The 22,699-nt window shown below is 63.7% G+C and carries 19 protein-coding genes; 9 read left to right on the top strand and 10 right to left on the bottom strand.

All coding sequences use genetic code 11. The features are described from left to right. The first annotated feature begins 28 nt into the window (after positions 1-28). The 6 genes from B9A31_RS02930 to yccS all read left to right on the top strand — a co-directional run bounded on the left by B9A31_RS02930 (position 29) and on the right by yccS (position 9,364). Complete coding sequence (locus B9A31_RS02930) at positions 29-1,471, top strand: TldD/PmbA family protein (RefSeq protein WP_025752389.1); 1,443 nt, start codon at positions 29-31, stop codon at positions 1,469-1,471. Beyond that, positions 1,471-2,790, top strand: coding sequence for a TldD/PmbA family protein (locus tag B9A31_RS02925; protein ID WP_027610038.1), 1,320 nt, complete (start codon positions 1,471-1,473; stop codon positions 2,788-2,790). Before B9A31_RS02930 ends, B9A31_RS02925 begins: the two co-directional genes overlap by 1 nt. A 109-nt stretch (positions 2,791-2,899) precedes the next feature. Then, positions 2,900-4,327: a multidrug transporter subunit MdtD gene (mdtD, locus tag B9A31_RS02920; protein WP_019097669.1), complete on the top strand. Its 1,428-nt coding sequence runs from the start codon at positions 2,900-2,902 to the stop codon at positions 4,325-4,327. 112 nt (positions 4,328-4,439) lie between these two features. After that, positions 4,440-5,777 (top strand): ATP-dependent RNA helicase DbpA, encoded by a 1,338-nt coding sequence (dbpA, locus tag B9A31_RS02915; protein ID WP_232062858.1) that lies wholly within the window; start codon positions 4,440-4,442, stop codon positions 5,775-5,777. A gap of 138 nt (positions 5,778-5,915) precedes the next feature. Next, complete coding sequence (locus B9A31_RS02910) at positions 5,916-7,097, top strand: BaiN/RdsA family NAD(P)/FAD-dependent oxidoreductase (RefSeq protein ID WP_016712376.1); 1,182 nt, start codon at positions 5,916-5,918, stop codon at positions 7,095-7,097. A gap of 83 nt (positions 7,098-7,180) precedes the next feature. Next, on the top strand, positions 7,181-9,364 hold the full coding sequence (yccS, locus tag B9A31_RS02905) for a YccS family putative transporter (protein ID WP_019097667.1): 2,184 nt from the start codon (positions 7,181-7,183) through the stop codon (positions 9,362-9,364). 15 nt (positions 9,365-9,379) lie between these two features. Here yccS and B9A31_RS02900 read toward each other — a convergent pair whose 3' ends face one another. Next, positions 9,380-10,117 carry a substrate-binding periplasmic protein gene (locus B9A31_RS02900; RefSeq protein ID WP_019097666.1) on the bottom strand — a complete coding sequence of 246 codons (738 nt, stop codon included), beginning with the start codon at positions 10,115-10,117 and terminating at the stop codon, positions 9,380-9,382. Between the two features lie 155 nt (positions 10,118-10,272). Here B9A31_RS02900 and B9A31_RS02895 point away from each other — a divergent pair, with 155 nt between their 5' ends. Next, entirely contained in the window at positions 10,273-10,725 is a 453-nt protein-coding gene (locus B9A31_RS02895) for a GNAT family N-acetyltransferase (RefSeq protein WP_016712379.1), read from the top strand. Between the two features lie 32 nt (positions 10,726-10,757). Here the strand turns inward: B9A31_RS02895 and B9A31_RS02890 are convergent, their stop codons facing one another. From B9A31_RS02890 to tkt, 9 genes are all read right to left on the bottom strand, one after another. Beyond that, a complete protein-coding gene (locus B9A31_RS02890; RefSeq protein ID WP_016712380.1) occupies positions 10,758-11,054 on the bottom strand; it encodes a winged helix-turn-helix domain-containing protein in 297 nt (98 codons plus the stop codon). 12 nt (positions 11,055-11,066) lie between these two features. Further along, positions 11,067-11,567 carry a M48 metallopeptidase family protein gene (locus B9A31_RS02885; protein ID WP_026020381.1) on the bottom strand — a complete coding sequence of 167 codons (501 nt, stop codon included), beginning with the start codon at positions 11,565-11,567 and terminating at the stop codon, positions 11,067-11,069. 39 nt (positions 11,568-11,606) lie between these two features. Next, positions 11,607-13,733, bottom strand: coding sequence for a putative bifunctional diguanylate cyclase/phosphodiesterase (locus B9A31_RS02880; protein ID WP_019097665.1), 2,127 nt, complete (start codon positions 13,731-13,733; stop codon positions 11,607-11,609). A gap of 210 nt (positions 13,734-13,943) precedes the next feature. Further along, positions 13,944-15,008, bottom strand: coding sequence for a class II fructose-bisphosphate aldolase (gene fba, locus B9A31_RS02875; RefSeq protein ID WP_012274520.1), 1,065 nt, complete (start codon positions 15,006-15,008; stop codon positions 13,944-13,946). 100 nt (positions 15,009-15,108) lie between these two features. After that, positions 15,109-15,438, bottom strand: a complete 330-nt coding sequence (locus B9A31_RS02870) for an MliC family protein (protein ID WP_016712384.1) — start codon at positions 15,436-15,438, stop codon at positions 15,109-15,111. 63 nt (positions 15,439-15,501) lie between these two features. Beyond that, complete coding sequence (locus B9A31_RS02865; protein WP_019097664.1) at positions 15,502-15,753, bottom strand: hypothetical protein; 252 nt, start codon at positions 15,751-15,753, stop codon at positions 15,502-15,504. After that, a complete protein-coding gene (locus tag B9A31_RS02860; RefSeq protein ID WP_016712386.1) occupies positions 15,753-16,916 on the bottom strand; it encodes a phosphoglycerate kinase in 1,164 nt (387 codons plus the stop codon). The genes B9A31_RS02865 and B9A31_RS02860 overlap by 1 nt, the downstream gene beginning before the upstream one ends. A gap of 12 nt (positions 16,917-16,928) precedes the next feature. After that, entirely contained in the window at positions 16,929-17,990 is a 1,062-nt protein-coding gene (epd, locus tag B9A31_RS02855; protein WP_012274524.1) for an erythrose-4-phosphate dehydrogenase, read from the bottom strand. A gap of 150 nt (positions 17,991-18,140) precedes the next feature. Continuing rightward, on the bottom strand, positions 18,141-20,138 hold the full coding sequence (tkt, locus tag B9A31_RS02850; RefSeq protein ID WP_019097663.1) for a transketolase: 1,998 nt from the start codon (positions 20,136-20,138) through the stop codon (positions 18,141-18,143). 229 nt (positions 20,139-20,367) lie between these two features. On the opposite strand from tkt, the gene B9A31_RS02845 reads away from it, so the two are divergent. Both B9A31_RS02845 and metK read left to right on the top strand, forming a co-directional pair. Further along, positions 20,368-21,360 (top strand): ArsR/SmtB family transcription factor, encoded by a 993-nt coding sequence (locus B9A31_RS02845; RefSeq protein ID WP_019097662.1) that lies wholly within the window; start codon positions 20,368-20,370, stop codon positions 21,358-21,360. A gap of 18 nt (positions 21,361-21,378) precedes the next feature. Further along, on the top strand, positions 21,379-22,569 hold the full coding sequence (gene metK / locus B9A31_RS02840; protein ID WP_003249375.1) for a methionine adenosyltransferase: 1,191 nt from the start codon (positions 21,379-21,381) through the stop codon (positions 22,567-22,569). The last annotated feature ends 130 nt before the right edge of the window (positions 22,570-22,699 follow it).

Raw genomic sequence — 22,699 nt, 5'->3', positions numbered from 1 at the left:
GAGCCACCGTGTACACGGAGGCTTGTGCATGTTTGATTCCAGCGCCCTGCTGCGCCAGCGTTTTGCCGCGCTGCGCAGTACGGCCGAGTTGTTTTCCCTGCGCCATGTGAAACAGTCGCACCAGGCGCTATCGGTTCGCCGCAACGTTGCCGAACCTCCGTTCTTCAGCCAGGACGAAGGCGCCATGCTCACTGTGCGGGTCAACGGCGTGGAAGCTTACGCGGCCACCGCCGACCTGTCCCAGGCGGGCCTGCAACACGCGTTGGAGCAGGCCGAGGTCCTGGCCCGGCAGATCGCCCGGCACAGCTTGCTGGACCTGCGCGACCAACCCGTGACCAGCGCCCGTCACGATCATATTTCACCCAACTTCGACCAGCCCGTGCTGTCCCTCGCCGACTGCCTTGGCTTGCTCGCCGCCGAATCGGCCAGCGTGCCCAAGGACAGCCGCCTGGTGGACTGGCAGGCGAGCCTGGGCCTGACCCTGGTCGAGCAAACCTACCTGAACTCGGCCGGTGCCGAACTGCGCCACGCCCAGCGCTTCCTGTTCCCAGGCCTGGGTGTCACCGCCAGCGATGGCCAGGACAGCCAGAGCCGCAGCCTGGGCCGCGACAACTTCGGCCAGCAGGGCGGGTTCGAAATCATCGAGCGTTGCGGGCTGGTGGGCGCCGCCCGGCAAGTTGCCGACGAGGCACTGCAGTTGCTGCTGGCACCCAACACCCCCAGCGGCCCACGCGATCTGCTGCTGATGCCAGACCAGATGATGCTGCAGATTCACGAGTCCATCGGCCACCCGCTGGAAATGGACCGCATCCTCGGTGACGAGCGTAATTACGCTGGCACCAGCTTCGTCAAAGCCAGCGATTTCGGCCACCTGCAATACGGCTCCAGCCTGCTGAACGTGACGTTCGACCCGACCATCGGCGAAGAGCTGGCCAGCTACAGCTTCGATGACGACGGCACCCCGGCCAGCAAGCAGTTCCTGATCCGCGCCGGCCTGCTGTTGCGCCCGCTGGGCGGCGCATTGTCGCAATTCCGCTCTGGCCTGGACGGCGTGGCCAACAGCCGCGCCTGCGGGTGGAACCGTGCACCGATCGACCGCATGGCCAACCTGAACATCGAGCCGGGCGACCAAAGCCTGGAGCAACTGGTAAAGGGTATCGAGCACGGCATCCTGATGCGCACCAACCGCTCCTGGTCCATCGACGATGCACGCAACAAGTTCCAGTTCGGCTGCGAATGGGGCCAGCTGATCGAAAACGGTGAGCTCAAGGGCATCGTCAAGAACCCCAACTACCGCGGCATCTCCGCACAGTTCTGGCGCAACCTGGCGGCGGTTGGCGACCGCAGCACCTTCCAGGTACTCGGCACGCCCAACTGCGGCAAGGGCGAACCCAACCAGGTGGTGCGGGTCGGCCATGCATCGCCCGCCTGCGTATTCCGCCAGATTGATGTATTCGGAGGAGACGCCTGATGAAACATGCTTTCGAAACCCTGGTCGGGGATGTGCGCGCCGCCCTGCAAGCAGGCGAGCAGTTCACCCTCGGCTACAGCGCCGAACAGTCGCAATTCGTGCGTTTCAACCACGCCAAGGTGCGCCAGGCCGGCACTGTCAGCCAGGCCAGCGCGCAACTGCGGTTGGTCGGTGATGGTCGCCAGGCGGAACAGCAGGTGACCTTGAGTGGCGACGCGCAACTGGACCGCCAGCGCCTTGGCGATGCGCTGGAGCAACTGCGCCAGACGTTGCCACTGTTGCCCGTTGACCCTTATCTGCGGCTAGACGAAAGTGCCTGGCAAAGCCACAGCCTGCAGGCGCAGCCCCTGCCCGAACTGGACGAAGTACTGGCCCTGCTCGACCGCGAAGCAGGCGAGCTGGACCTGGTCGGTATCTACGCTGCCGGCCCGATCTGCCGGGGCTTTGCCAGTTCGTTCGGTGCCTTTGGCTGGCACCAGGCCAACAGCTTCAACTTCGACTGGAGCCTGTTCCACAAAAACGGCCAGGCGGTGAAGGCCAACTATGCCGGCCAGGTGTGGAGCACGGATGACTTCATCGCACGTCTGCGCCAGGCGCGAGAACAGTTGGGCTTCCTCGGCCGCCCGGCAGTCACCCTCAACCCCGGCAGCTACCGCGCCTACCTGGCCCCGGCGGCCATGGACGAAATCGCCGGCATGCTGTGCTGGGGCGGTTTTTCCGCGCAGGCGCTGGCCACTGGCAACAGCGCCTTGCAGCGTTTGTACAACGGTGATGCCCGGCTGAGCCCGCTGGTGAGTTTCTCCGAGCAGGTTAGCGGGTCGCTGAGCCCGGCGTTTTCCGATGAGGGGGCACCGCGCCTGGATGTGCCGTTGATTCAGCAAGGAGAGGCGCAGCAGAGGTTGATCAGTGCACGCAGTGCAGCCGAGTTCGCGTTGCTGGCCAATGGTGCCGACAGTTACGAAGCGCCGTGTGCGCTGAGCCTGGCGCCGGGTACTCTGGCCAGCGAGCATGTGCTTGAGCGGCTGGGCACCGGGCTGTACATCAGTAACCTGTGGTATCTGAACTACTCTGATCTGCCGGCGGCGCGCATGACGGGGTTGACCCGATTCGCTACCTTCTGGGTGGAAAACGGGCAGATTCAGGGGCCCGTGAGCACCATGCGCTTCGATGACAGCCTGTACAGTTTGCTTGGCAGCCAGCTGGAGGACCTGACCCGCGAGCGCGAGATGATCCTGTCGACCAGCACCTATGGACAGCGCAGTACCGGGTCGAGTCATTTGCCGGGGGCACTGGTCAAAGGTCTCACACTGACATTGTGACTGGATTTGCTGGCCCTTTCGCGGCTAAAGCCGCTCCTACAGGGATCGCATAACCCTTGTGGGAGCGGCTTTAGCCGCGAAGAGGCCGGCACTGACAAACGAGGAAGTCATGCCCGATCGAGCACCGCTAGACCCCGTCACCGCCCGCTGGATCCCTTGGGTGGTGGCCATCGCCTTCTTCATGCAGTCCCTGGACGGCACCATCCTCAACACCGCACTGCCGGCCATGGCCCGCTCGCTGGCCGAAGACCCGCTGCGCATGCAGGGCGTGATCATCGCCTACATGCTCACCGTAGCCCTGCTGATCCCCGCCTCGGGCTGGATCGCCGACCGTTTCGGCACCAAGCGCATCTTCTTCAGTGCCATCCTGCTGTTCAGCTTCGGCTCGCTGCTGTGTGCCGCTGCCAACAGCCTGGGCTTTTTGATCTTCGCCCGGGTCGTGCAGGGCCTGGGCGGTGCGCTGATGCTGCCGGTCGGGCGCCTGGTGGTGCTGCGCGCCTATCCACGCAGCGAGTTGGTGCGAATCATGAGTTTCATCACCATCCCCGGCCTGCTCGGCCCATTGCTAGGCCCGACGGTCGGCGGCTGGCTGGTGGAGATCCTCAGCTGGCACTGGATCTTCCTGCTCAATCTGCCCGTCGGCCTGATCGGTTGCTTTGCGGTATGGAAGTTCATACCAGACCTGCGCGGCGCCGAGCGCACCACGTTCGACGGCCCCGGTTTCCTGCTGTTCGGCGCCGCGATGGTACTGATCACCATCGCCATGGAAGGCCTGGGCGAGCTGCACCTGCCGCACTTGCGGGTGATGTTGCTGCTGTTCGCCGGCATGGCGTGCCTGGCCGCCTACTGGCTGCGGGCCGGGCGCGACCCGGAGCCTTTGTTCTCGCCCAGCCTGTTCCGCGTGCGCACCTTCGCCATCGGCATCCTCGGCAACCTGTTCGCCCGCTTGGGCAGTGGCGCCCTGCCGTTCCTGGTGCCGTTGCTGCTGCAGGTCGCGCTGGGCTACTCACCGGCCCAGGCCGGCATGAGCATGATCCCGCTGGCGGCAGCGGCCATGCTGGCCAAGTCCGTTGCCCGCCCGCTGATCGAGCGCTTCGGTTACCGCATCATCCTCACCGGCAACACCCTGCTGCTGGGCCTGCTGCTGGCCAGCCTAGGGCTGGTCGACGAGCAGACGCCCTACGCGGTGCTACTGATTCAGTTGGGCTTGCTGGGGGCGGTCAACTCGATGCAGTTCACCGCGATGAACACCGTGACCCTGATCGACCTGGACGACGCCAGCGCCAGCAGCGGCAACAGCCTACTATCGGTGGTCGCGCAACTGGCCCTGAGCCTGGGCGTGGCCTGTGCCGGTGCCTTGCTGGGCGGCTTTACCGCAGCGGGCAGCGCCGAAGGCGTGGAGTCCACCTTGGGCGCCTTCCAGCTGACCTTCGTCACCATCGGCGTGATGGCCATGCTGGCGGCAGCGATCTTCCTGCAACTGGCGCCCACGGACGGAAGGCGTGCCCGTCGTCCGGAAGAACACATGGAGTCGTAGGGCGAATGGCCATGAGGCTGGTAGACTGTGCGGCATTTTTCGCTTCGCACCGCAGGCCAGCCTCGTGACCACCGAATCCACCGCCTTTGCCACTCTGCCGTTGTCCGCCGCCATGCTGGCGAATCTGGACGCCCTCGGCTATGCCTCGATGACGCCGATCCAGGCCCAGAGCCTGCCGGTCATCCTCAAGGGCCAGGACCTGATCGCCCAGGCCAAGACCGGCAGCGGCAAGACCGCCGCCTTCGGCATCGGCCTGCTGAACCCGATCAACCCGCGCTACTTCGGCTGCCAGGCGCTGGTGCTGTGCCCTACCCGCGAACTCGCCGACCAGGTGGCCAAGGAGCTGCGCCGTCTGGCCCGCGCCGAGGACAACATCAAGATCCTCACCCTGTGCGGCGGCGTTTCGCTGGGCCCGCAAATCGCCTCGCTGGAGCACGGTGCGCACATCATCGTCGGCACCCCGGGGCGTATCCAGCAACACCTGGACAAGGGCACCCTGGTACTCGATGGTCTGAACACGCTGGTATTGGACGAAGCCGACCGCATGCTCGACATGGGCTTCTTCGACGCCATCGCCGGCATCATCGGCAAGACCCCGTCGCGCCGCCAGACCCTGCTGTTCTCGGCCACCTACCCGGCCGGTATCAAGCAACTGGCCGCCGACTTCATGCGCAACCCGCAGCAAGTGAAGGTCGAAAGCCTGCACACCGACAACCAGATCGAACAGCGCTTCATCGAGATCGACCCGCAGCAGCGCCTGGAGGCCGTCACCCGCGTGCTCGGCCACTACCGCCCGCAGTCCTGCGTGGCGTTCTGCTTCACCAAGCAGCAATGCGAGGACGTGGTTGCCCACCTCACCGCCAAGGGCATCGTTGCCCAGGCGCTGCATGGCGACCTGGAGCAGCGCGACCGCGACCAGGTGCTGACCATGTTCGCCAACCGCAGCAGCTCGGTGCTGGTGGCTACCGACGTGGCTGCGCGCGGCCTGGATATCGATGGCCTGGACATGGTCATCAACGTGGAACTGGCGCGTGATGCCGAAATCCACGTACACCGTGTGGGCCGTACTGGCCGTGCGGGTGAGAAAGGTGTTGCAGTCAGCCTGGTGGCACCAGCCGAAGGCCACCGCGCCCAGGCCATCGAGGCGCTACAGAAGAGCCCGCTGCGCTGGGACCAGCTGGACAGCCTGAAGAACAAGGGCGGCGAGCCGCTGCTGCCGGTGATGAGCACCCTGTGCATTGCAGCCGGGCGCAAGGACAAGCTGCGCCCGGGCGATATTCTCGGGGCACTGACCGGTGATGCCGGCATCCCGGGCAAGCAGGTGGGAAAGATTGCCATCTTCGACTTCCAGGCGTTCGTTGCCGTGGAGCGGGCGCTGGCCAAGCAGGCCATGCAGCGGCTGAACAGCGGCAAGATCAAAGGGCGTTCACTGAAAGTCCGCATCATCTGATGATTTTTTTGGGGCCGCCTTGCGGCCCTTTCGCGGCACAAGGCCGCTCCTGCAAGCGATCGCGTATCTCCTGTAGGAGCGGCCTTGTGCCGCGAAAGGGCTGCCAAGCAGCCCCGGCAATTCCCAAGAGGTAACACCGTGCATTCCACCGACGTCATCATCCTCGGCGCCGGCGCCGCCGGCCTGATGTGCGCTCAGCTCAGCGCCCGCCGTGGCCGCCGGGTGCTGCTGCTCGACCACGCCAACAAGCCCGGCAAGAAGATCCTCATGTCTGGCGGCGGGCGCTGCAACTTCACCAACATGTACACCGAGCCGGCCAACTTCCTGTCGCAGAACGCGCATTTCTGCAAGTCGGCCCTGGCCCGCTACACCCAATGGGACTTCATCGAACTGGTGTGCAAGCACGGCGTGGCGTACCACGAGAAAAAGCTCGGCCAGCTGTTCTGCGACAACAAGGCCAGCGACATCCTCGACATGCTGCTGGCCGAGTGCGACGAGGCTGGCGCCGAAATCCGCATGCATACCAGCATCGAACAGATCGAAAAGACCGAAACCGGCTACCTGCTGCAGACCAGCGGTGGCCAGTTCGCCTGCCAGTCACTGGTGATTGCCACCGGCGGCCTGTCGATCCCGACCCTGGGTGCCACCGGTTTCGGCTACCAGGTGGCGCGCCAGTTTGGCCACACCCTGCTGCCGACCCGCGCCGGGCTGGTGCCGTTCACCATCACCGAGCCCCAACTCAAGGCACTGTGCACCGAGTTGTCCGGCACCTCGCTGGACTGCACCGCCAGTTGCAATGGCACCAGCTTCCGCGAAAACCTGCTGTTTACCCACCGTGGCCTGAGCGGCCCGGCGATCTTGCAGATTTCTTCGTTCTGGGAAGCCGGTGACACGGTGGAGATCAACCTGCTGCCCGACCGCGATGCGCTCACCTGGCTGCAACAGATGCAAACCGAGCGCGCCAACGCCGAACTGAAGACCGTGCTGGGCGAGGTGTTCACCCGCAAGCTGGCCAACCTGCTGGCCGAGCAGTGGTTCGAGTCCAGGCCGATGAAGCAGTACACCCCGGCAGAGCTGGCACAGATCGCCGAAAAGCTGGCGAACTGGCAAGTGGTACCGGCCGGCACCGAAGGCTACCGCACCGCCGAAGTCACCCTGGGCGGCGTGGATACGCGCGAAGTGTCGTCCAAGACCATGGAATCGCTCAAAAGCCCGGGCCTGTACTTCATCGGCGAAGTGCTCGACGTCACCGGCCACCTGGGCGGTTTCAACTTCCAGTGGGCCTGGGCGTCGGCCAACGCCGCAGCGCAGTTCGTGTAGAGTAGAATCCATTCAGCAGCACGGAACGCTTCTTGCTGGCCCGTGCTGCAATGCATTCTTCGCTTACTGCCTAGCAGGCCATCATGTCATCGAGCTCGTTCCGTCAGTCACTGCGTCGCCTGTGGGGCCAAGACAAGTTCAGCTACAGCATCCGGGTCACCATCGCCCTCACCGGCAGCCTGGCCCTGTGCTGGTACCAGAACGAGATGGCCCTGCTGATCCCCCTGTTCCTCGGCATCATCGCCAGTGCCCTGGCCGAAACCGACGACAGCTGGCAGGGCCGTCTCAGCGCCCTTGCCGTTACCCTCGTGTGTTTTGCCATCGCCGCGCTGGCGGTGGAGCTACTGTTCCCCTACCCCTGGGTTTTCGTTGTTGCCTTGGCCTTGGCCGCATTCGGCCTGACCATGCTCGGTGCACTGGGCGAACGCTACGGTGCCATCGCTTCAGCGACCTTGATCACAGCGGTTTACACCATGATCGGCGTTGACCAGCGCGGGGGCCAGGTGACGGACTTCTGGCACGAGCCTTTGCTGCTGGTGACGGGGGCGGCCTGGTACGGGCTGCTGTCGGTGCTATGGCAGGCACTGTTCTCCAACCAGCCGGTGCAGCAAAGCCTGGCCAAGCTGTTCTACGAGCTGGGCAGCTACCTCAAGCTCAAGGCCAGCCTGTTCGAGCCGGTACGCACCCTCGATGTCGAGGCCCGCCGCCTTGAGCTGGCGCAGCAAAACGGCAAGGTGGTGGCGGCGCTCAACGCAGCCAAGGAAATCATCCTGCACCGGGTCGGCAACAGCCAGCCGAACTCCAAAGTCAGCCGCTACCTCAAGCTGTATTTCCTGGCCCAGGACATCCACGAGCGGGTCAGTGCCTCGCACTACCCCTATAACGCCCTGACCGACGCGTTCTTCCACAGTGATGTGATGTTTCGCTGCCAGCGCCTGCTGCGCAAGCAGGGTTCGTCCTGCCAGGAGCTGGCGCGCTCCATCCGCCTGCGCCAGCCATTCGTGCTGGCCAGCGGTTATCCCGAAGCCCTCGAAGACCTCAACGCTTCGCTAGAACACCTGCGCATCCAGAGCAACCCGGCCTGGCGTGGCCTGTTGCGTTCGCTGCGGGCACTGGCCGCCAACCTGGCAACACTGGACCGCCTGCTAAGCGCCGCCAGCAACCCGGACAGCCTGGCCGACGCCAGCGACAGCAGCCTGCTCGACCGCTCCCCACGCTCGCTTAAAGACGTGTGGACACGCCTGCGCACCCAGCTGACGCCGACCTCGCTGTTGTTCCGTCATGCCCTGCGCCTGCCGCTGGCGCTGTCGATCGGCTACGGCATGGTGCACCTGATCCACCCCACCCAAGGCTACTGGATCATCCTGACCACGTTGTTCGTGTGCCAGCCCAACTACGGCGCAACCCGGCGCAAGCTGGTACAGCGAATCTTCGGCACCGCCGTCGGCCTGACAGTGGGCTGGGCGTTGTTCGACCTGTTCCCCAACCCGGTCATCCAGTCGCTGTTCGCCGTGGTCGCCGGGGTGGTGTTCTTCGTCAACCGCACCACCCGCTACACCCTGGCCACGGCGGCGATCACCCTGATGGTACTGTTCTGCTTCAACCAGATCGGCGATGGCTATGGGCTGTTCCTGCCGCGCCTGTTCGATACCCTGGTGGGCAGCCTGATCGCCATCCTGGCGGTGTTCCTGTTCCTGCCGGACTGGCAAGGGCGGCGGCTGAACAAGGCACTGGCCAATACCCTGGCCTGCGCCAGCGTATACCTGCGCCAGATCATGCAGCAGTATGCCCACGGCAAGCGCGACGACCTGGCCTACCGCCTGGCCCGGCGCAATGCCCACAACGCCGACGCGGCGCTGTCCACCACCTTGGCCAACATGCTGATGGAGCCTGGGCATTTCCGTAAGGAAGCGGATGTGGGCTTCCGTTTCCTGGTGCTGTCGCACACCCTGCTCAGCTACCTCTCCGGGCTGGGTGCACACCGCGACACAGCGTTGCCGGCGGAGGTCCAGGAGCAACTGATCGAAGGCGCCGGGCAAAGCCTGGCCAACAGCCTGGACGAAATAGCCAATGGGCTGGCGGCGCGGTTACCGGTGGCGATTCACAGTGATGAAGAAGAGGCGCTGGCCAATGCCCTTGAGCAGATGCCGGAAGAGCTGGATGAGCATCAGCGGCTGGTGCAGACACAGTTGGCGCTGATTTGCCGGCAGCTGGGGCCATTGCGGACCTTGGCGGCGCATTTGATCAAGGAGGGTGCGCCTGCCTGAGAGCAGGCACAACCCTCAGAAACCATGCTGGCGCAGCAACCGCGCGTAACTGCCATCCGCCTTCATTGCCGCAATCGCCTGCTCGAACCCCTCGACAATCCGCGCATGCCCCGGGTGCTTCAGGCTAACCAGAATATGCAGGGTGTTCTCCCCCAACGGCGGCTCCACCAGCATCACCCCATCGCGCACTTCCTGCGGCTCACGCTGCAAGTTGTAACGTGCCACATACTCATCCTCCACCGCCAGGTTCACCCGCCCGGCCGCCAGCATGCGCACGGCCGACGAAAAGTTGCGCACCGGCACCTTGTTCAACCGGGTATCGCCGTCAAACTCAGGTGAGTAGGCGTAATCACGCACCACAGCAATGCTGTAGGGGTACAAGTCCGACGGGTGCTGATAGCGCAATGGCTCGCCCGTGCGTTGCAGCAGGCGAATACGGTTAGTCAGGTAAGCGCTGGAGAACTGCCCGATACGGGCACGCGCGTCGTTCTGCCAGGCATTGATCAGCACGTCGTAACGCCCTTCACTCACCCCCAGCAACGCCCGGGCCCAAGGCGCTTCTTCAAACGTTGTGGCATAGCCCGCGCGGGCCAGCGCCGAGGTCACAATGCTGGTGGCCAAGCCCCCGCCCGGCATGCTGGTATCGGTGAACGGCGGCCAGCTGTCGGCCACCAGGCGCAGTTTGTCCTGGGGTGCGACGGGTGTTGCCAGCATCATTGCCAGTAATCCCAGAACACAAAGCAGTGGCCGCATGCTCACGTCCTTTCGCGATGGGGGGCACACACTGCCGATGAGATTACACAAAGCCATCGCCGAGGGCAGCGGCCAATAGTGTCATTTAGCCTCTATTTTGGCCGAAGGGCACAGGCCATGCGATGATCGACCGCTCACTCAAGGAGTTCGCGCCTATGTCCATCGACTGGCTCTGCAAGCACCACACCGACCTCGGCAAGGACCAGCTCTACGCCATTCTGCAATTGCGCACGGAAGTGTTCGTGGTAGAGCAGCGCTGCGCCTACCAGGAAGTGGACGGCCAGGACCTGACGGGCGATACGCTGCACCTGATGGCCTGGCAGGATGACAAGCTGGTCGCCTACCTGCGCCTGCTCGATCCGCAGTCCCAGGGCGGGGATGTGGTGATCGGACGAGTGGTGACTTCGCCGTCAGCGCGCGGGCTGAAGCTGGGGCATCCGTTGCTGCTCAAGGGGCTGGAGGCGGCTGAGCATTGCTGGCCAGGCGTGCCGGTTTACCTGTCGGCGCAAGCGCATTTGCAAGGGTTCTATGCCCGGCACGGGTTTGTGGTGGTGGGAGAGGAATACCTTGAGGACGATATTCCGCATATCGGGATGCGCAAAGGTTGAGGTTGCCGGGGCCATGCTGCGGCCCCGGAACTTCACGGGTAGCCCAAGACTTCGCGGATCTGCCGCAGGTGCTGGATGATCCACTGCTTGTCGATCGCGCCCCAGTCATGAATGCGGTAATGCCCGGCATGATTGCGCGCGCCTTCCTGCTGCTCGAACTCACAGACGATGTCCAGGTCGGCCAGGGCGGCGATGGTGTCCTGGGCCGTGCGCCGTGGCATCCCGGTGGCCTCCATCAAAGCGGGTACGCTGGTCGCGGTCCGGCTGTCGATCAGCCAGGCCACGTACAAACGGCGGTAGAAGCTGCTCTTGGTCTTGCTCACTTCCATGCTGCGTGGTCCTTAAACGTTGCCCGGCAGCTCCCGATAAGTCAGGTAGACGCGCAGGTCGAATTCCAGTTGGTGGTAGTCCGGCTCCATGTGCTGGCAGAGCTGGTAGAACGCCTTGCTGTGATCGCGCTCGCGCAGGTGCGCCAGTTCGTGCACCACGATCATGCGCAAGAACTGTGGCGCGGCCTCCTTGAACAACGAGGCAATGCGGATTTCCTTTTTCGCCTTGAGCTTGCCGCCCTGCACCCGCGACACCGCCGTATTCAGGCCCAAGGCCCGATGGGTCAGGTCAAGGCGGTTGTCGAACAATACCTTGTCCAGGCCCGGCGCGGTGCGCAGGTACTGCTGGCGCAGGTCCTGGGCATAGCCATACAGCGCCTTGTCGCTTTGCACGTCATGGCGGTCGGGGTAGCGTCGCTGCAGGTACTCGCCCAGGCGGCCGCTGTCGATCATCTGCCGCACCTGCGCTTGCAGGTGCGGGGGGTAGGCTTGCAAGTAACGTAATACGGTCATGGCGCTGCATTCGGCGTAACGAATGCCGATTCTAGCCAATCATGGCCCTGGCCACGAGAAAATTGCCGGAAAGCCGCTGGCGTCCGCTGCGATCATCGGGTGAGCCACCAGGAAGCCCTGCACATACTCACAGCCATTGGCCTTGAGCCAGGCCGCCTGAGGCGGGGTCTCCACCCCTTCGGCAATCACCGTGATACGGTAGTCGGCACACAGGCCAATCACACTGCGGACCAAAGCCGCATCCACCGTCGAGTCGGGCAGGCGTGCCACCAGGTGGCGGTCAAGCTTGAGGGTGTCGATTGGCAAGTCGCGCAGCATGCGCAATGAGCAGTCACCCGCCCCAAAGTCATCCAGCGCCACCCGAACTCCCAACTCGCGCAGGCGGTGTATCTGCTTTACGGCCGCATCGATGTTGTACATCAACGAGGTCTCCGCCACTTCCACCTCCAGCTGCGCCGGGTCCAGTTGGTAAAGCTGGATGACCCGCTGCAACTCCTCAACCAGGCTGGGCATGACGAACTGCGCACGGCTCAAACTGATGCCAAGTACCAGGTCTGCGGGGAAGCGTTCGTACCAGGCCTGGCGCTGAGCGGCCCCCTGCCGATAAATCCAGCTGGCCAGGCGGTTGATCAGCCGTGCTTCCTCCAGCAACGGAATGAACAGCCCCGGCGGTACGTCGCCGACGCTGGGGTGCTGCCAGCGCAACAATGCTTCGAATCCACGCAGACGGCCATCGATGAACGACACCTGAGGCTGATAGACCAAGGTGAAGTCCTGCTGCTCGATGGCGGCGCGCACGCCGTCTTCAAGCATCAGGCGCGAACGTGCGCGGCCGTTGAGTTCCTGGTCATAGAAGCGGTACTGCTGGCGCCCGGCCTGCTTCGCGGCATACATCGCCGCATCTGCCGCACGCAACAGGCCCTCCACATTGGCGCCGCAGTCCGGGTAGGTGGCGATGCCGATACTGACCCCAAGGCTCACATCAAGCCCTTCGATCTGATGGCTGATCGAAATACGCTCAAGCAGTTTCTCGGCATAACGGCCCGCCTGCTCGGGGTAAGGCAGGCTGTCGAACAGTGCAGTGAATTCATCACCGCCCATCCGCGCCAGCAACGCCTCGCTACCCAGGCAGTCCTTGAGTTGCTCGCCTACCCAGCGCAGCACGCGGTCACCGGTTTCATGGCCCAGCGAGTCGTTGATGCGCTTGAAGCCATCCAGGTCCATGTACATCAGCGCCTGCGCCTTGTCCGAGCGCTCGTTACGCAGCAGAGCACCTTCGGCGGCCTGGTAGAAACCCCGCCGGTTGAGCAACCCGGTGAGCGGGTCGGTAACCGCCTGGTACTCCAATTGCTGGTGCAGGTTGCGCACCACCGACATGTCCAGCACCGTCACCACCATGGCCTGCTGGTCGGCCGGCAGCGGTGCACAGGACAGCGCCACCGGCACCAGCTCGCCCCCCAAAGTGCGCAACAGGGCATCGTGTACGCGGAAAATGCGCCGCCCCAGGTAGGCCTGATAGAAGTCGGACTCCTCCCACAGCCTGGCATTGGCCAGTTGCACCAGGTCAAGCAGGTGAGCGCCCTGCAATTGCTGAACCGGTGCCGCCAGCAAGCGCGAAATGGCCGGGTTGGCAAAACTGATGACACCTTGTGCATCTACCACCAGGATGCCCTCGGCAGCATTCTCCAGGATCGATGCATTGAATGCCCTGGCGGCCTCCAGCTCTCGGCTCAGACGTTGCAGCATGCGCCGGTTGCGCTGCTGTTCGAGCAAGGCCTGAACCTTGGGCTTGAGGATTTGCGGGTCGAACGGCTTGAACATGTAGTCCACGGCGCCGCTGGCGTAGCCTTTGAGCACGGCGGCTTCGGACTGTTCGTTGGCGGTGAGGAAGATAATCGGGGTCAGCCGGGTGCGTTGGCTGCCACGCATTAGCCGGGCGACTTCGAAACCGTCCATTTCCGGCATTTGCACATCCAGCAGCACCAGGTCGACATCGTGCTCGAGCAACGCGCTCAAGGCTTCCATCCCTGAGCTTGCCGTCAACACTTGCCAATCCTGCCGGGCCAACAAGGCCCGCATGCTGATGAGGTTCTCGGGGTAGTCGTCTACCACCAGAAGAACCGAGCAGCCATCCAGTGGCTGTGGTTGAGCTTGAGCGCCATCCATGCTGCTTCTCTGTTATGTGACCGACTTCAAAATACGGTTGGATCCATCAATACTCTAGACCCGAGGCTGTAACGCGCAATGCAATCAGAACGCTATCAGCGGCTCAACTGTACGGTAGCCGACTAACGGTCGGTCTGCCGGGATTATGTGCAGGTTCTGTCGCCCATAAAAAAACCCGCATCGCTGCGGGTTTTTCATGCTGCCGGTCGATCAGTTGACCTTGGCGGCCAGCTCACCTTTCAGGTAGCGCTGGTACATGCCTTCCAGGGAGATCGGCTTGATCTTCGAGGCATTGCCGGCAGTGCCGAAGGCTTCGTAACGAGCGATGCACACGTCGCGCATGGCCTTGACGGTTTCACCGAAGAACTTGCGTGGGTCGAACTCGCTCGGGTTGGTCGCCATCAGGCGGCGCATGGCACCGGTAGAGGCCAGACGCAGGTCGGTGTCGATGTTGACCTTACGTACGCCGTACTTGATACCTTCGACGATCTCTTCAACCGGTACACCGTAGGTTTCCTTGATGTCGCCGCCGTACTGGTTGATGATCGCCAGCCACTCTTGCGGTACCGAGGAGGAACCGTGCATCACCAGGTGGGTGTTGGGGATGCGCTTGTGGATTTCCTTGATGCGGTCGATGGCCAGCACGTCGCCGGTAGGCGGCTTGGTGAACTTGTAGGCACCGTGGCTGGTACCGATGGCGATCGCCAGGGCGTCGACCTGGGTCTTCTTGACGAAGTCGGCAGCCTCTTCCGGGTCGGTCAGCATCTGGCTGTGGTCCAGCACGCCTTCGGCGCCGATGCCGTCTTCTTCACCGGCCATGCCGGTTTCCAGCGAACCCAGGCAGCCCAGCTCGCCTTCTACCGAAACACCGCAGGCGTGTGCCATGGCAACGGTCTGCTGGGTAACGCGGACGTTGTACTCGTAGTCGGTCGGGGTCTTGCCGTCTTCACCCAGCGAGCCGTCCATCATGACCGAGCTGAAGCCCAGCTGGATCGAGCGCTGGCAGACGTCAGGGCTGGTGCCGTGGTCCTGGTGCATGCACACCGGGATGTGCGGGAATTCTTCGATGGCCGCCAGGATCAGGTGGCGCAGGAACGGGGCGCCAGCGTATTTGCGGGCACCGGCCGAAGCCTGGACGATCACCGGGGAGTCGGTCTTGTCGGCCGCTTCCATGATGGCGCGCATCTGCTCGAGGTTGTTGACGTTGAAAGCTGGTACGCCGTAACCGAACTCGGCGGCGTGGTCCAGCATCTGGCGCATGCTAATGAGTGCCATTGTGTATCTCTCTCCCGACAAGCGTCGTTTGTTTCGTGCAAGCCTGCCGCAGGGGCGGTTGCTGTTCAAGTAGTGTGGGCCACCGTCGCGGCCCGGCCAGTCACGGTGCCTTGCAGCCCCGCCCAATCAGATCGTTGGTTGCCACCCAGTACACCAGGCCTTCTTCGCCCTTGGTGTGGAAGGCCAGCATGCCATCGCTGTACAGCGCACCCGAGGCACCCGGCTCGGACTTGAGCCGGTAGACCTGGTCGCCGCCACCCAGGCGCACGTCGACCTGGTCGCGTTGTGCATCGGCGAAGCGCCACAGCACTTCGGCCTGGGTGTCGCAGACCCAACGGGTCCAGTTGTCTGCCGGGGCGGGTTGCGCCGGCTGCAGCAGTGAGCATCCTGCCAGTGTCGCCAGGGCCGTAGCGGCCAAAAGCGCTTTCATTACATATCCTCTAGATGACCACACAGCGGTCGCTTGGTTGCCTGAGCCGACGAAACGCCGGGCTCAAGGGCAACCCGGCGCCTTGCGCTGGTGGTCTTCGTCGTACTTTTCCAGGCCTTCCGGGCCCACGCGCTTGCTGATGACCGGCACGGTTTCGGCCTGCCATTCGGACTGATAGCAGCCGCCCTTGGGCGAATGCGCCGGATCGGCATCGGAAGCCGGGCTGCCAGAGCAGGCGCTCAGCAGGCCGGCCAGCATCATCACAGGCAATTGCTTGACCATCAGGCCACTCCCTTTGCCAAGCGCCGACGTCATCAGGCCTTGGCCCGCTCTTCCAGGATTGCCACGGCGGGCAGGACCTTGCCCTCGACGAACTCGAGGAAGGCACCACCACCGGTAGAAATGTAGGAGATATCCTTGCTGACGCCATATTTGTCGATGGCTGCCAGGGTGTCACCGCCACCGGCGATGGAGAATGCAGCGCTGTCGGCGATGGCCTTGGCCAGTACCTGGGTGCCGTTGCCGAACTGGTCGAACTCGAACACGCCGACCGGGCCGTTCCACAGGATGGTCTTCGACGACTTCAGCAGCTCGGCGAAGTTGGCCGCGGTTTGCGGGCCGATGTCCAGGATCATGTCATCGGCTGCCACGTCGGCGATGGCCTTGACGGTAGCTTCGGCCGTTTCGGCGAATTCCTTGGCAACCACCACGTCTACTGGCAGTGGCACGCTGACCTTGGCGGCGATGGCCTTGGCGGTATCGACCAGATCAGGCTCGTACAGCGACTTACCCACCGGGTGGCCAGCAGCGGCCAGGAAGGTGTTGGCGATGCCGCCACCGACGATCAGCTGGTCGCACACGGCGCTCAGGCTGTTCAGCACGTCCAGCTTGGTGGACACCTTGGAACCGGCAACGATGGCCGCCATCGGCTTGGCAGGCGCCTTCAGGGCTTTGCCCAGCGCATCCAGCTCGGCAGCCAGCAGCGGGCCGGCAGCAGCGACCTTGGCGAACTTGGCCACACCATGGGTCGAACCTTCGGCGCGGTGAGCGGTGCCGAACGCGTCCATGACGAACACGTCGCACAGGGCAGCGTACTTCTGCGCCAGTTCGTCAGCGTTCTTTTTCTCGCCCTTGTTGAAGCGCACGTTCTCGAACAGCACCAGGTCACCGGCCTGTACCGCGACACCGTCCAGGTAGTCGGCAACCAGCGGCACGTCGCGGCCCAGGGCCTTGCTCAGGTAGTCGGCAACCGGCTTGAGGCTGTTCTCGGCAGAGAACTCGCCTTCGGTCGGGCGGCCCAGGTGCGAGCAGACCATTACCGCCGCGCCCTTTTCCAGGGCCAGCTTGATGGTCGGCAGCGCTGCCAGGATACGCGCATCGCTGGCTACCACACCGTCCTTGACAGGCACGTTGAGGTCTTCGCGGATCAGTACGCGTTTACCTTGCAGGTCGAGGTCGGTCATCTTCAACACGGTCATGAATGCAGTCCTTCAGGGCTGTTTGTTGCGGGTTGGGTGAACGACGTGCAGAAAGTGTTCGGCAACGTCGAGCATTCGGTTGGCAAAACCCCATTCGTTGTCGAACCAGGCCAGCAAGTTCACCAGGCGGGGGCCGGAAACACGGGTCTGGCTGGCATCGACGATCGCCGAATGCGGGTCATGGTTGAAATCACAGCTGGCGTGCGGCAGTTCGGTGTAGGCCAGCAAGCCTTTGAGCGGGCCTTCCAGTGCCGCCTCGCGCAATACCCGGTTGACCTCGGCCGCGCTGGTGTCGCGGGCGGTCTGCAGGGTGATGTCCAGGCACGAGACGTTGACGGTGGGCACGCGTACCGCTTTGGCCTGGATTCGCCCGGCAAGTTCCGGCAGCAGGCGCTCGATGCCACGCGCCAGACCAGTGGACACCGGGATCACCGACTGGAAGGCCGAACGCGTGCGGCGCAGGTCTTCGTGGTGGTAGGCGTCGATCACCGGCTGGTCGTTCATCGCCGAGTGAATGGTGGTGATCTGCACGTATTCGATGCCGAACGCCTGGTCCAGCACACGCAACAGCGGCACACCGCAGTTGGTGGTACACGAGGCGTTGGACACCAGGCGCTCGCTGCCGGTCAGGCAGGCCTGGTTGATGCCGTAGACCACCGTGGCGTCTACGTCGGCTTCGCTGGCCATGGGCTGCGAGAACAGTACCCGGGGCGCACCGGCGTCGAGGAAACGCTGGCCATCGGCGCGGGTGTTGTAGGCGCCGGAGCATTCCAGCACCAGATCGATGCCGAGCGCTGCCCAGTCGATGCCTTCAGGGGTAGCACTGCGCATTACCTTCACGCAGTCGCCATTGATATGCAGACAATCGCCATCGACCTTCACCTCACCGGGGAAACGCCCGTGGGTGGAGTCGAAGCGAGTCAGGTACTCCAGGCTGGCCTGATCGGCCAGGTCGTTCAGCGCGACGATCTCGAAACCGGCCTTCGCCCCCCGCTCGAACAGCGCGCGCAGGACACAGCGGCCGATACGGCCATAACCGTTGAGTGCAACTTTGTAGGGACGCAGGTGGGGCATAGGTAGCTCTTGAACTCCGGCAGTTGAACGGGGCCGCTGCGCAGCCCATTCGCGGCACAAGGCCGCTCCTACAGGGGACGGCGTACGCAATACCCTGTAGGAGCGGCCTTGTGCCGCGAACGAGGGCCAAAGGCCCTCGCCTTCCTTGTATCAGTCTTCCAGCAGCTCTTCGGCAGTACCGAGGATGTTCTCCAGGGTGAAGCCGAACTCTTCGAACAGTGCCGAAGCCGGCGCCGACTCACCGTAGGTGGTCATGCCGATGATACGGCCTTCCAGGCCGACGTACTTGTACCAGAAGTCGGCGTGGGCCGCTTCGATGGCGATACGCGCACCCACTTCCAGCGGCAGCACCGACTGCTTGTAGGCAGCGTCCTGGGCATCGAACACGCTGGTGCACGGCATGGAAACCACGCGCACCTTGCGGCCTTGCTCGGTCAGCTTGTCGAACGCCTGAACGGCCAGGCCCACTTCGGAACCGGTGGCGATCAGGATCAGCTCAGGCTCGCCAGCACAATCCTTGAGCACGTAGCCACCACGGCTGATGTCGGCGATCTGCTGGGCGTCACGTGCCTGGTGCTGCAGGTTCTGGCGCGAGAAGATCAGTGCCGAAGGGCCGTCCTTGCGCTCCAGGGCACTTTTCCAGGACACGGCGGATTCCACCGCGTCGGCCGGGCGCCAGGTGTCCAGGTTCGGCGTGCTGCGCAGGCTGGTCAGTTGCTCGATTGGCTGGTGAGTCGGGCCGTCTTCACCCAGGCCGATGGAGTCGTGGGTATAGACGTGGATCACACGCTGCTTCATCAGTGCCGACATGCGCACGGCGTTGCGGGCGTATTCCATGAACATCAGGAAAGTCGCGCCGTAAGGCACCAGGCCACCGTGCAGGGCAACGCCGTTCATGATGGCGGTCATGCCGAACTCGCGCACGCCGTAGAACACGTAGTTGCCGCTGGCGTCATTGGCTTCGACGCCCTTGCAGCCCTTCCACAGGGTCAGGTTGGAGCCTGCCAGGTCAGCCGAGCCACCCAGGAACTCGGGCAGCAGTGGGCCAAAGGCGTTCAGGGCGTTCTGGCTGGCCTTGCGGCTCGCAATGGTTTCGCCCTTGGCGGCCACTTCGTTGATGTAGGCCTGGGCCTTCTCGCTGAAGTCGGCCGGCAACTCGCCGCTGTCACGGCGCTTGAATTCGGCAGCCAGTTCCGGGAAGGCCTTGGCGTAGGCGTCGAAACGCTGGTTCCAGTCAGCTTCAGCCTTGGCACCAGCGGCCTTGGCGTCCCACTCGGCATAGATGTCGGCCGGGATTTCGAACGGACCGTGGTTCCAGTTCAGTTCCTTGCGGGCCAGGGCGATTTCGTCGTTGCCCAGCGGGGCACCGTGGCAGTCTTCCTTGCCCTGCTTGTTCGGCGAACCGAAGCCGATGATGGTCTTGCAGCAGATCAGGGTCGGGCGGTCGCTCTTGCGCGCCGTCTCGATGGCCATCTTGATTTCTTCGGCATCGTGGCCGTCGACGTTGCGAATCACCTGCCAGTTGTATGCTTCGAAGCGCGCCGGGGTGTTGTCGGTGAACCAGCCGTGCACTTCACCGTCGATGGAGATGCCGTTGTCGTCGTAGAAGGCGATCAGCTTGTTCAGGCCCAGAGTGCCGGCCAGCGAGGCGACTTCGTGGGAGATACCTTCCATCATGCAGCCATCGCCCAGGAACACGTAGGTGTTGTGGTCGACGATGGTGTGGCCTTCACGGTTGAACTGGGCAGCCAGTACTTTTTCGGCCAGGGCGAAGCCCACGGCGTTGGCGATACCCTGGCCCAGTGGGCCGGTGGTGGTCTCGACGCCTGGGGTGTAGCCGTATTCCGGGTGGCCCGGGGTGCGGCTGTGCAGCTGACGGAAGCCTTTGATGTCATCGATGGTGACGTCGTAGCCGGTCAGGTGCAGCAGCGAGTAGATCAGCATCGAGCCGTGGCCGTTGGACAGCACGAAGCGGTCACGGTCAGCGAAGCTCGGGTTGCTCGGGTTGTGCTTCAGATAGTCGCGCCAAAGCACTTCGGCGATATCCGCCATGCCCATAGGGGCACCTGGGTGGCCGCTGTTGGCCTTTTGCACGGCATCCATGCTGAGGGCACGAATGGCGTTGGCACGTTCACGACGGCTGGGCATCGCTGATCTCCTGGGGGGCTTGAATAGGTGGTGTCACGAAAAAAGGCGGCCATTTTCGCCCACTGGGGGGGCTTGGGGCAATGACGTATGGTCGCAGTCGGGGGATTTTCCTGTGATTGGCCTTCAATTCGGGGCAAAACCGGGATAACCGCCCCGCCCATCACTCAATATCAAAACTTTTTGATATTGGCCTTGCTAGGGCATTGATGCCTGTCTAGACTGCCGCCCCATGAACCTCCGTGCGCAATCGATCCCCGAGCAACGCGAAGCATTGGCCGCCCTGTGCAAGGCCAGTGGCGACGCGCTGCGCCTGAACGTATTGCGCGCCCTGGCCAACGACTCTTTCGGTGTGCTGGAACTGGCGCAGATCTTCGACATCGGCCAGTCGGGCATGAGCCACCACCTGAAGGTGCTGGCCCAGGCCGAGCTGGTGGCAACCCGTCGCGAAGGCAACGCCATCTTTTACCGCCGCGCCCTGCCCGATGGCCTGCGCCTGGGTGGCCGGCTGCACGCGGCATTGCTTGAAGAAGTGGATGACATGGCCCTGCCGCCTGACGTGCAAGCGCGGATCGCCCAGGTGCAACAACGCCGCGCGGCCACCAGCCAGGACTTCTTCCTGCGTGTGGAAGAGAAATTCCGCGCCCAGCAAGACCTGATCGCCGGCCTGCCGCAATACCGCGAAAGCCTGCTGACACTGCTCGACAAACTCAATTTCGACCCGGCCGCCAGCGCCTTGGAGGTTGGCCCCGGCGACGGCGGCTTCCTGCCAGACCTGGCCCGGCGCTTTGCCCACGTCACCGCCCTGGACAACAGCCCGACCATGCTTGAGCTGGCGCGCCAGGTGTGCCAACGCGAAGGGCTTCACAACGTCAACCTGCAGTTGGCAGATGCACTGGATGCAACGGATGTGGCCGCCGACTGCGTTGTGCTGAACATGGTGCTGCACCATTTCAGCGACCCGGCCCTGGCCTTGCGCCAGCTGGCCAAACGGGTAAAGGCAGGCGGCAGCCTGCTGGTCACCGAACTGTGCAGCCATGACCAGGGGTGGGCGCGTGAAGCCTGCGGCGACCTGTGGCTTGGCTTCGAGCAGGACGACCTGGCCCGCTGGGCCAACGCTGCCGGGCTCGCCCACGGGGACAGCCTGTACGTAGGCTTGCGTAACGGTTTCCAGATCCAGGTCCGCCATTTCCAGCGGACGGCTGGCGACATACACCATCGGTAAATTTCAGGAACCTTCGAGATGAGCGAATACTCCCTTTTCACCTCCGAGTCCGTGTCCGAAGGGCATCCGGACAAGATCGCCGACCAGATTTCGGACGCTGTCCTCGATGCCATCATCGCCCAGGACAAATACGCCCGCGTGGCCTGCGAAACCCTGGTCAAGACCGGTGTCGCCATCATCGCCGGCGAAGTCACCACTTCGGCCTGGGTCGACCTGGAAGACCTGGTGCGTAAAGTCATCATCGACATCGGCTACAACAGCTCCGACGTCGGCTTCGACGGTGCCACCTGCGCCGTGATGAACATCATCGGCAAGCAGTCGGTGGACATCGCCCAGGGCGTGGACCGCTCCAAGCCTGAAGACCAGGGCGCTGGCGACCAGGGCCTGATGTTCGGCTATGCCAGCAACGAAACCGAAGTGCTGATGCCGGCACCGATCTGCTTCTCGCACCGCCTGGTCGAGCGCCAGGCCGAAGCGCGCAAATCCGGCCTGCTGCCGTGGCTGCGCCCGGATGCCAAGTCGCAGGTCACCTGCCGCTACGAAAACGGCAAGGTGGTCGGTATCGACGCCGTGGTGCTGTCGACCCAGCACAACCCTGAGGTGTCGCAGAAAGACCTGCAAGAAGCCGTGATGGAGCTGATCGTCAAGCACACCCTGCCTGCCGAGCTGCTGCACAAGGGCACTCAGTACCACATCAACCCGACCGGCAACTTCATCATCGGCGGCCCGGTGGGTGACTGTGGCCTGACCGGCCGCAAGATCATCGTCGACTCCTACGGCGGCATGGCCCGCCACGGTGGTGGCGCGTTCTCCGGCAAGGACCCGTCCAAGGTCGACCGTTCCGCCGCCTACGCCGGCCGCTACGTGGCCAAGAACATCGTTGCCGCCGGCCTGGCAGAGCGTTGCGAGATCCAGGTGTCGTACGCCATTGGCGTGGCCCAGCCGACCTCCATCTCGATCAACACCTTCGGCACCGGCAAGGTTTCCGACGACAAGATCATCCAGCTGGTGCGCGAGTGCTTCGACCTGCGTCCGTACGCGATCACCACCATGCTCGACCTGCTGCACCCGATGTACCAGGAAACCGCTGCCTACGGCCACTTCGGTCGCACCCCGCAGCAGAAGACTGTCGGCGACGACACCTTCACCACCTTCACCTGGGAGCGCACCGACCGCGCCCAGTCGCTGCGTGACGCTGCCGGCCTGTAAGCTTCCTACAGCGCCTGGCGAAAGCCCCTGCCGAGTGATCGGCAGGGGCTTTTTTGTGACATATCGGCTGACAATCTCGCTGCGGCAAGCACCAGCAAACCTGCCTAGGCTGGGGGCTCCTACACGCCAC

It is taken from the genome of Pseudomonas sp. URIL14HWK12:I5, assembly GCF_900176445.1.
In the GTDB taxonomy this organism is placed as follows: Bacteria; Pseudomonadota; Gammaproteobacteria; order Pseudomonadales; family Pseudomonadaceae; genus Aquipseudomonas; species Aquipseudomonas monteilii.
The sequence above is the reverse complement of the archived record's forward strand: the minus strand, read 5'-3'. Positions and strand labels throughout refer to the sequence as shown.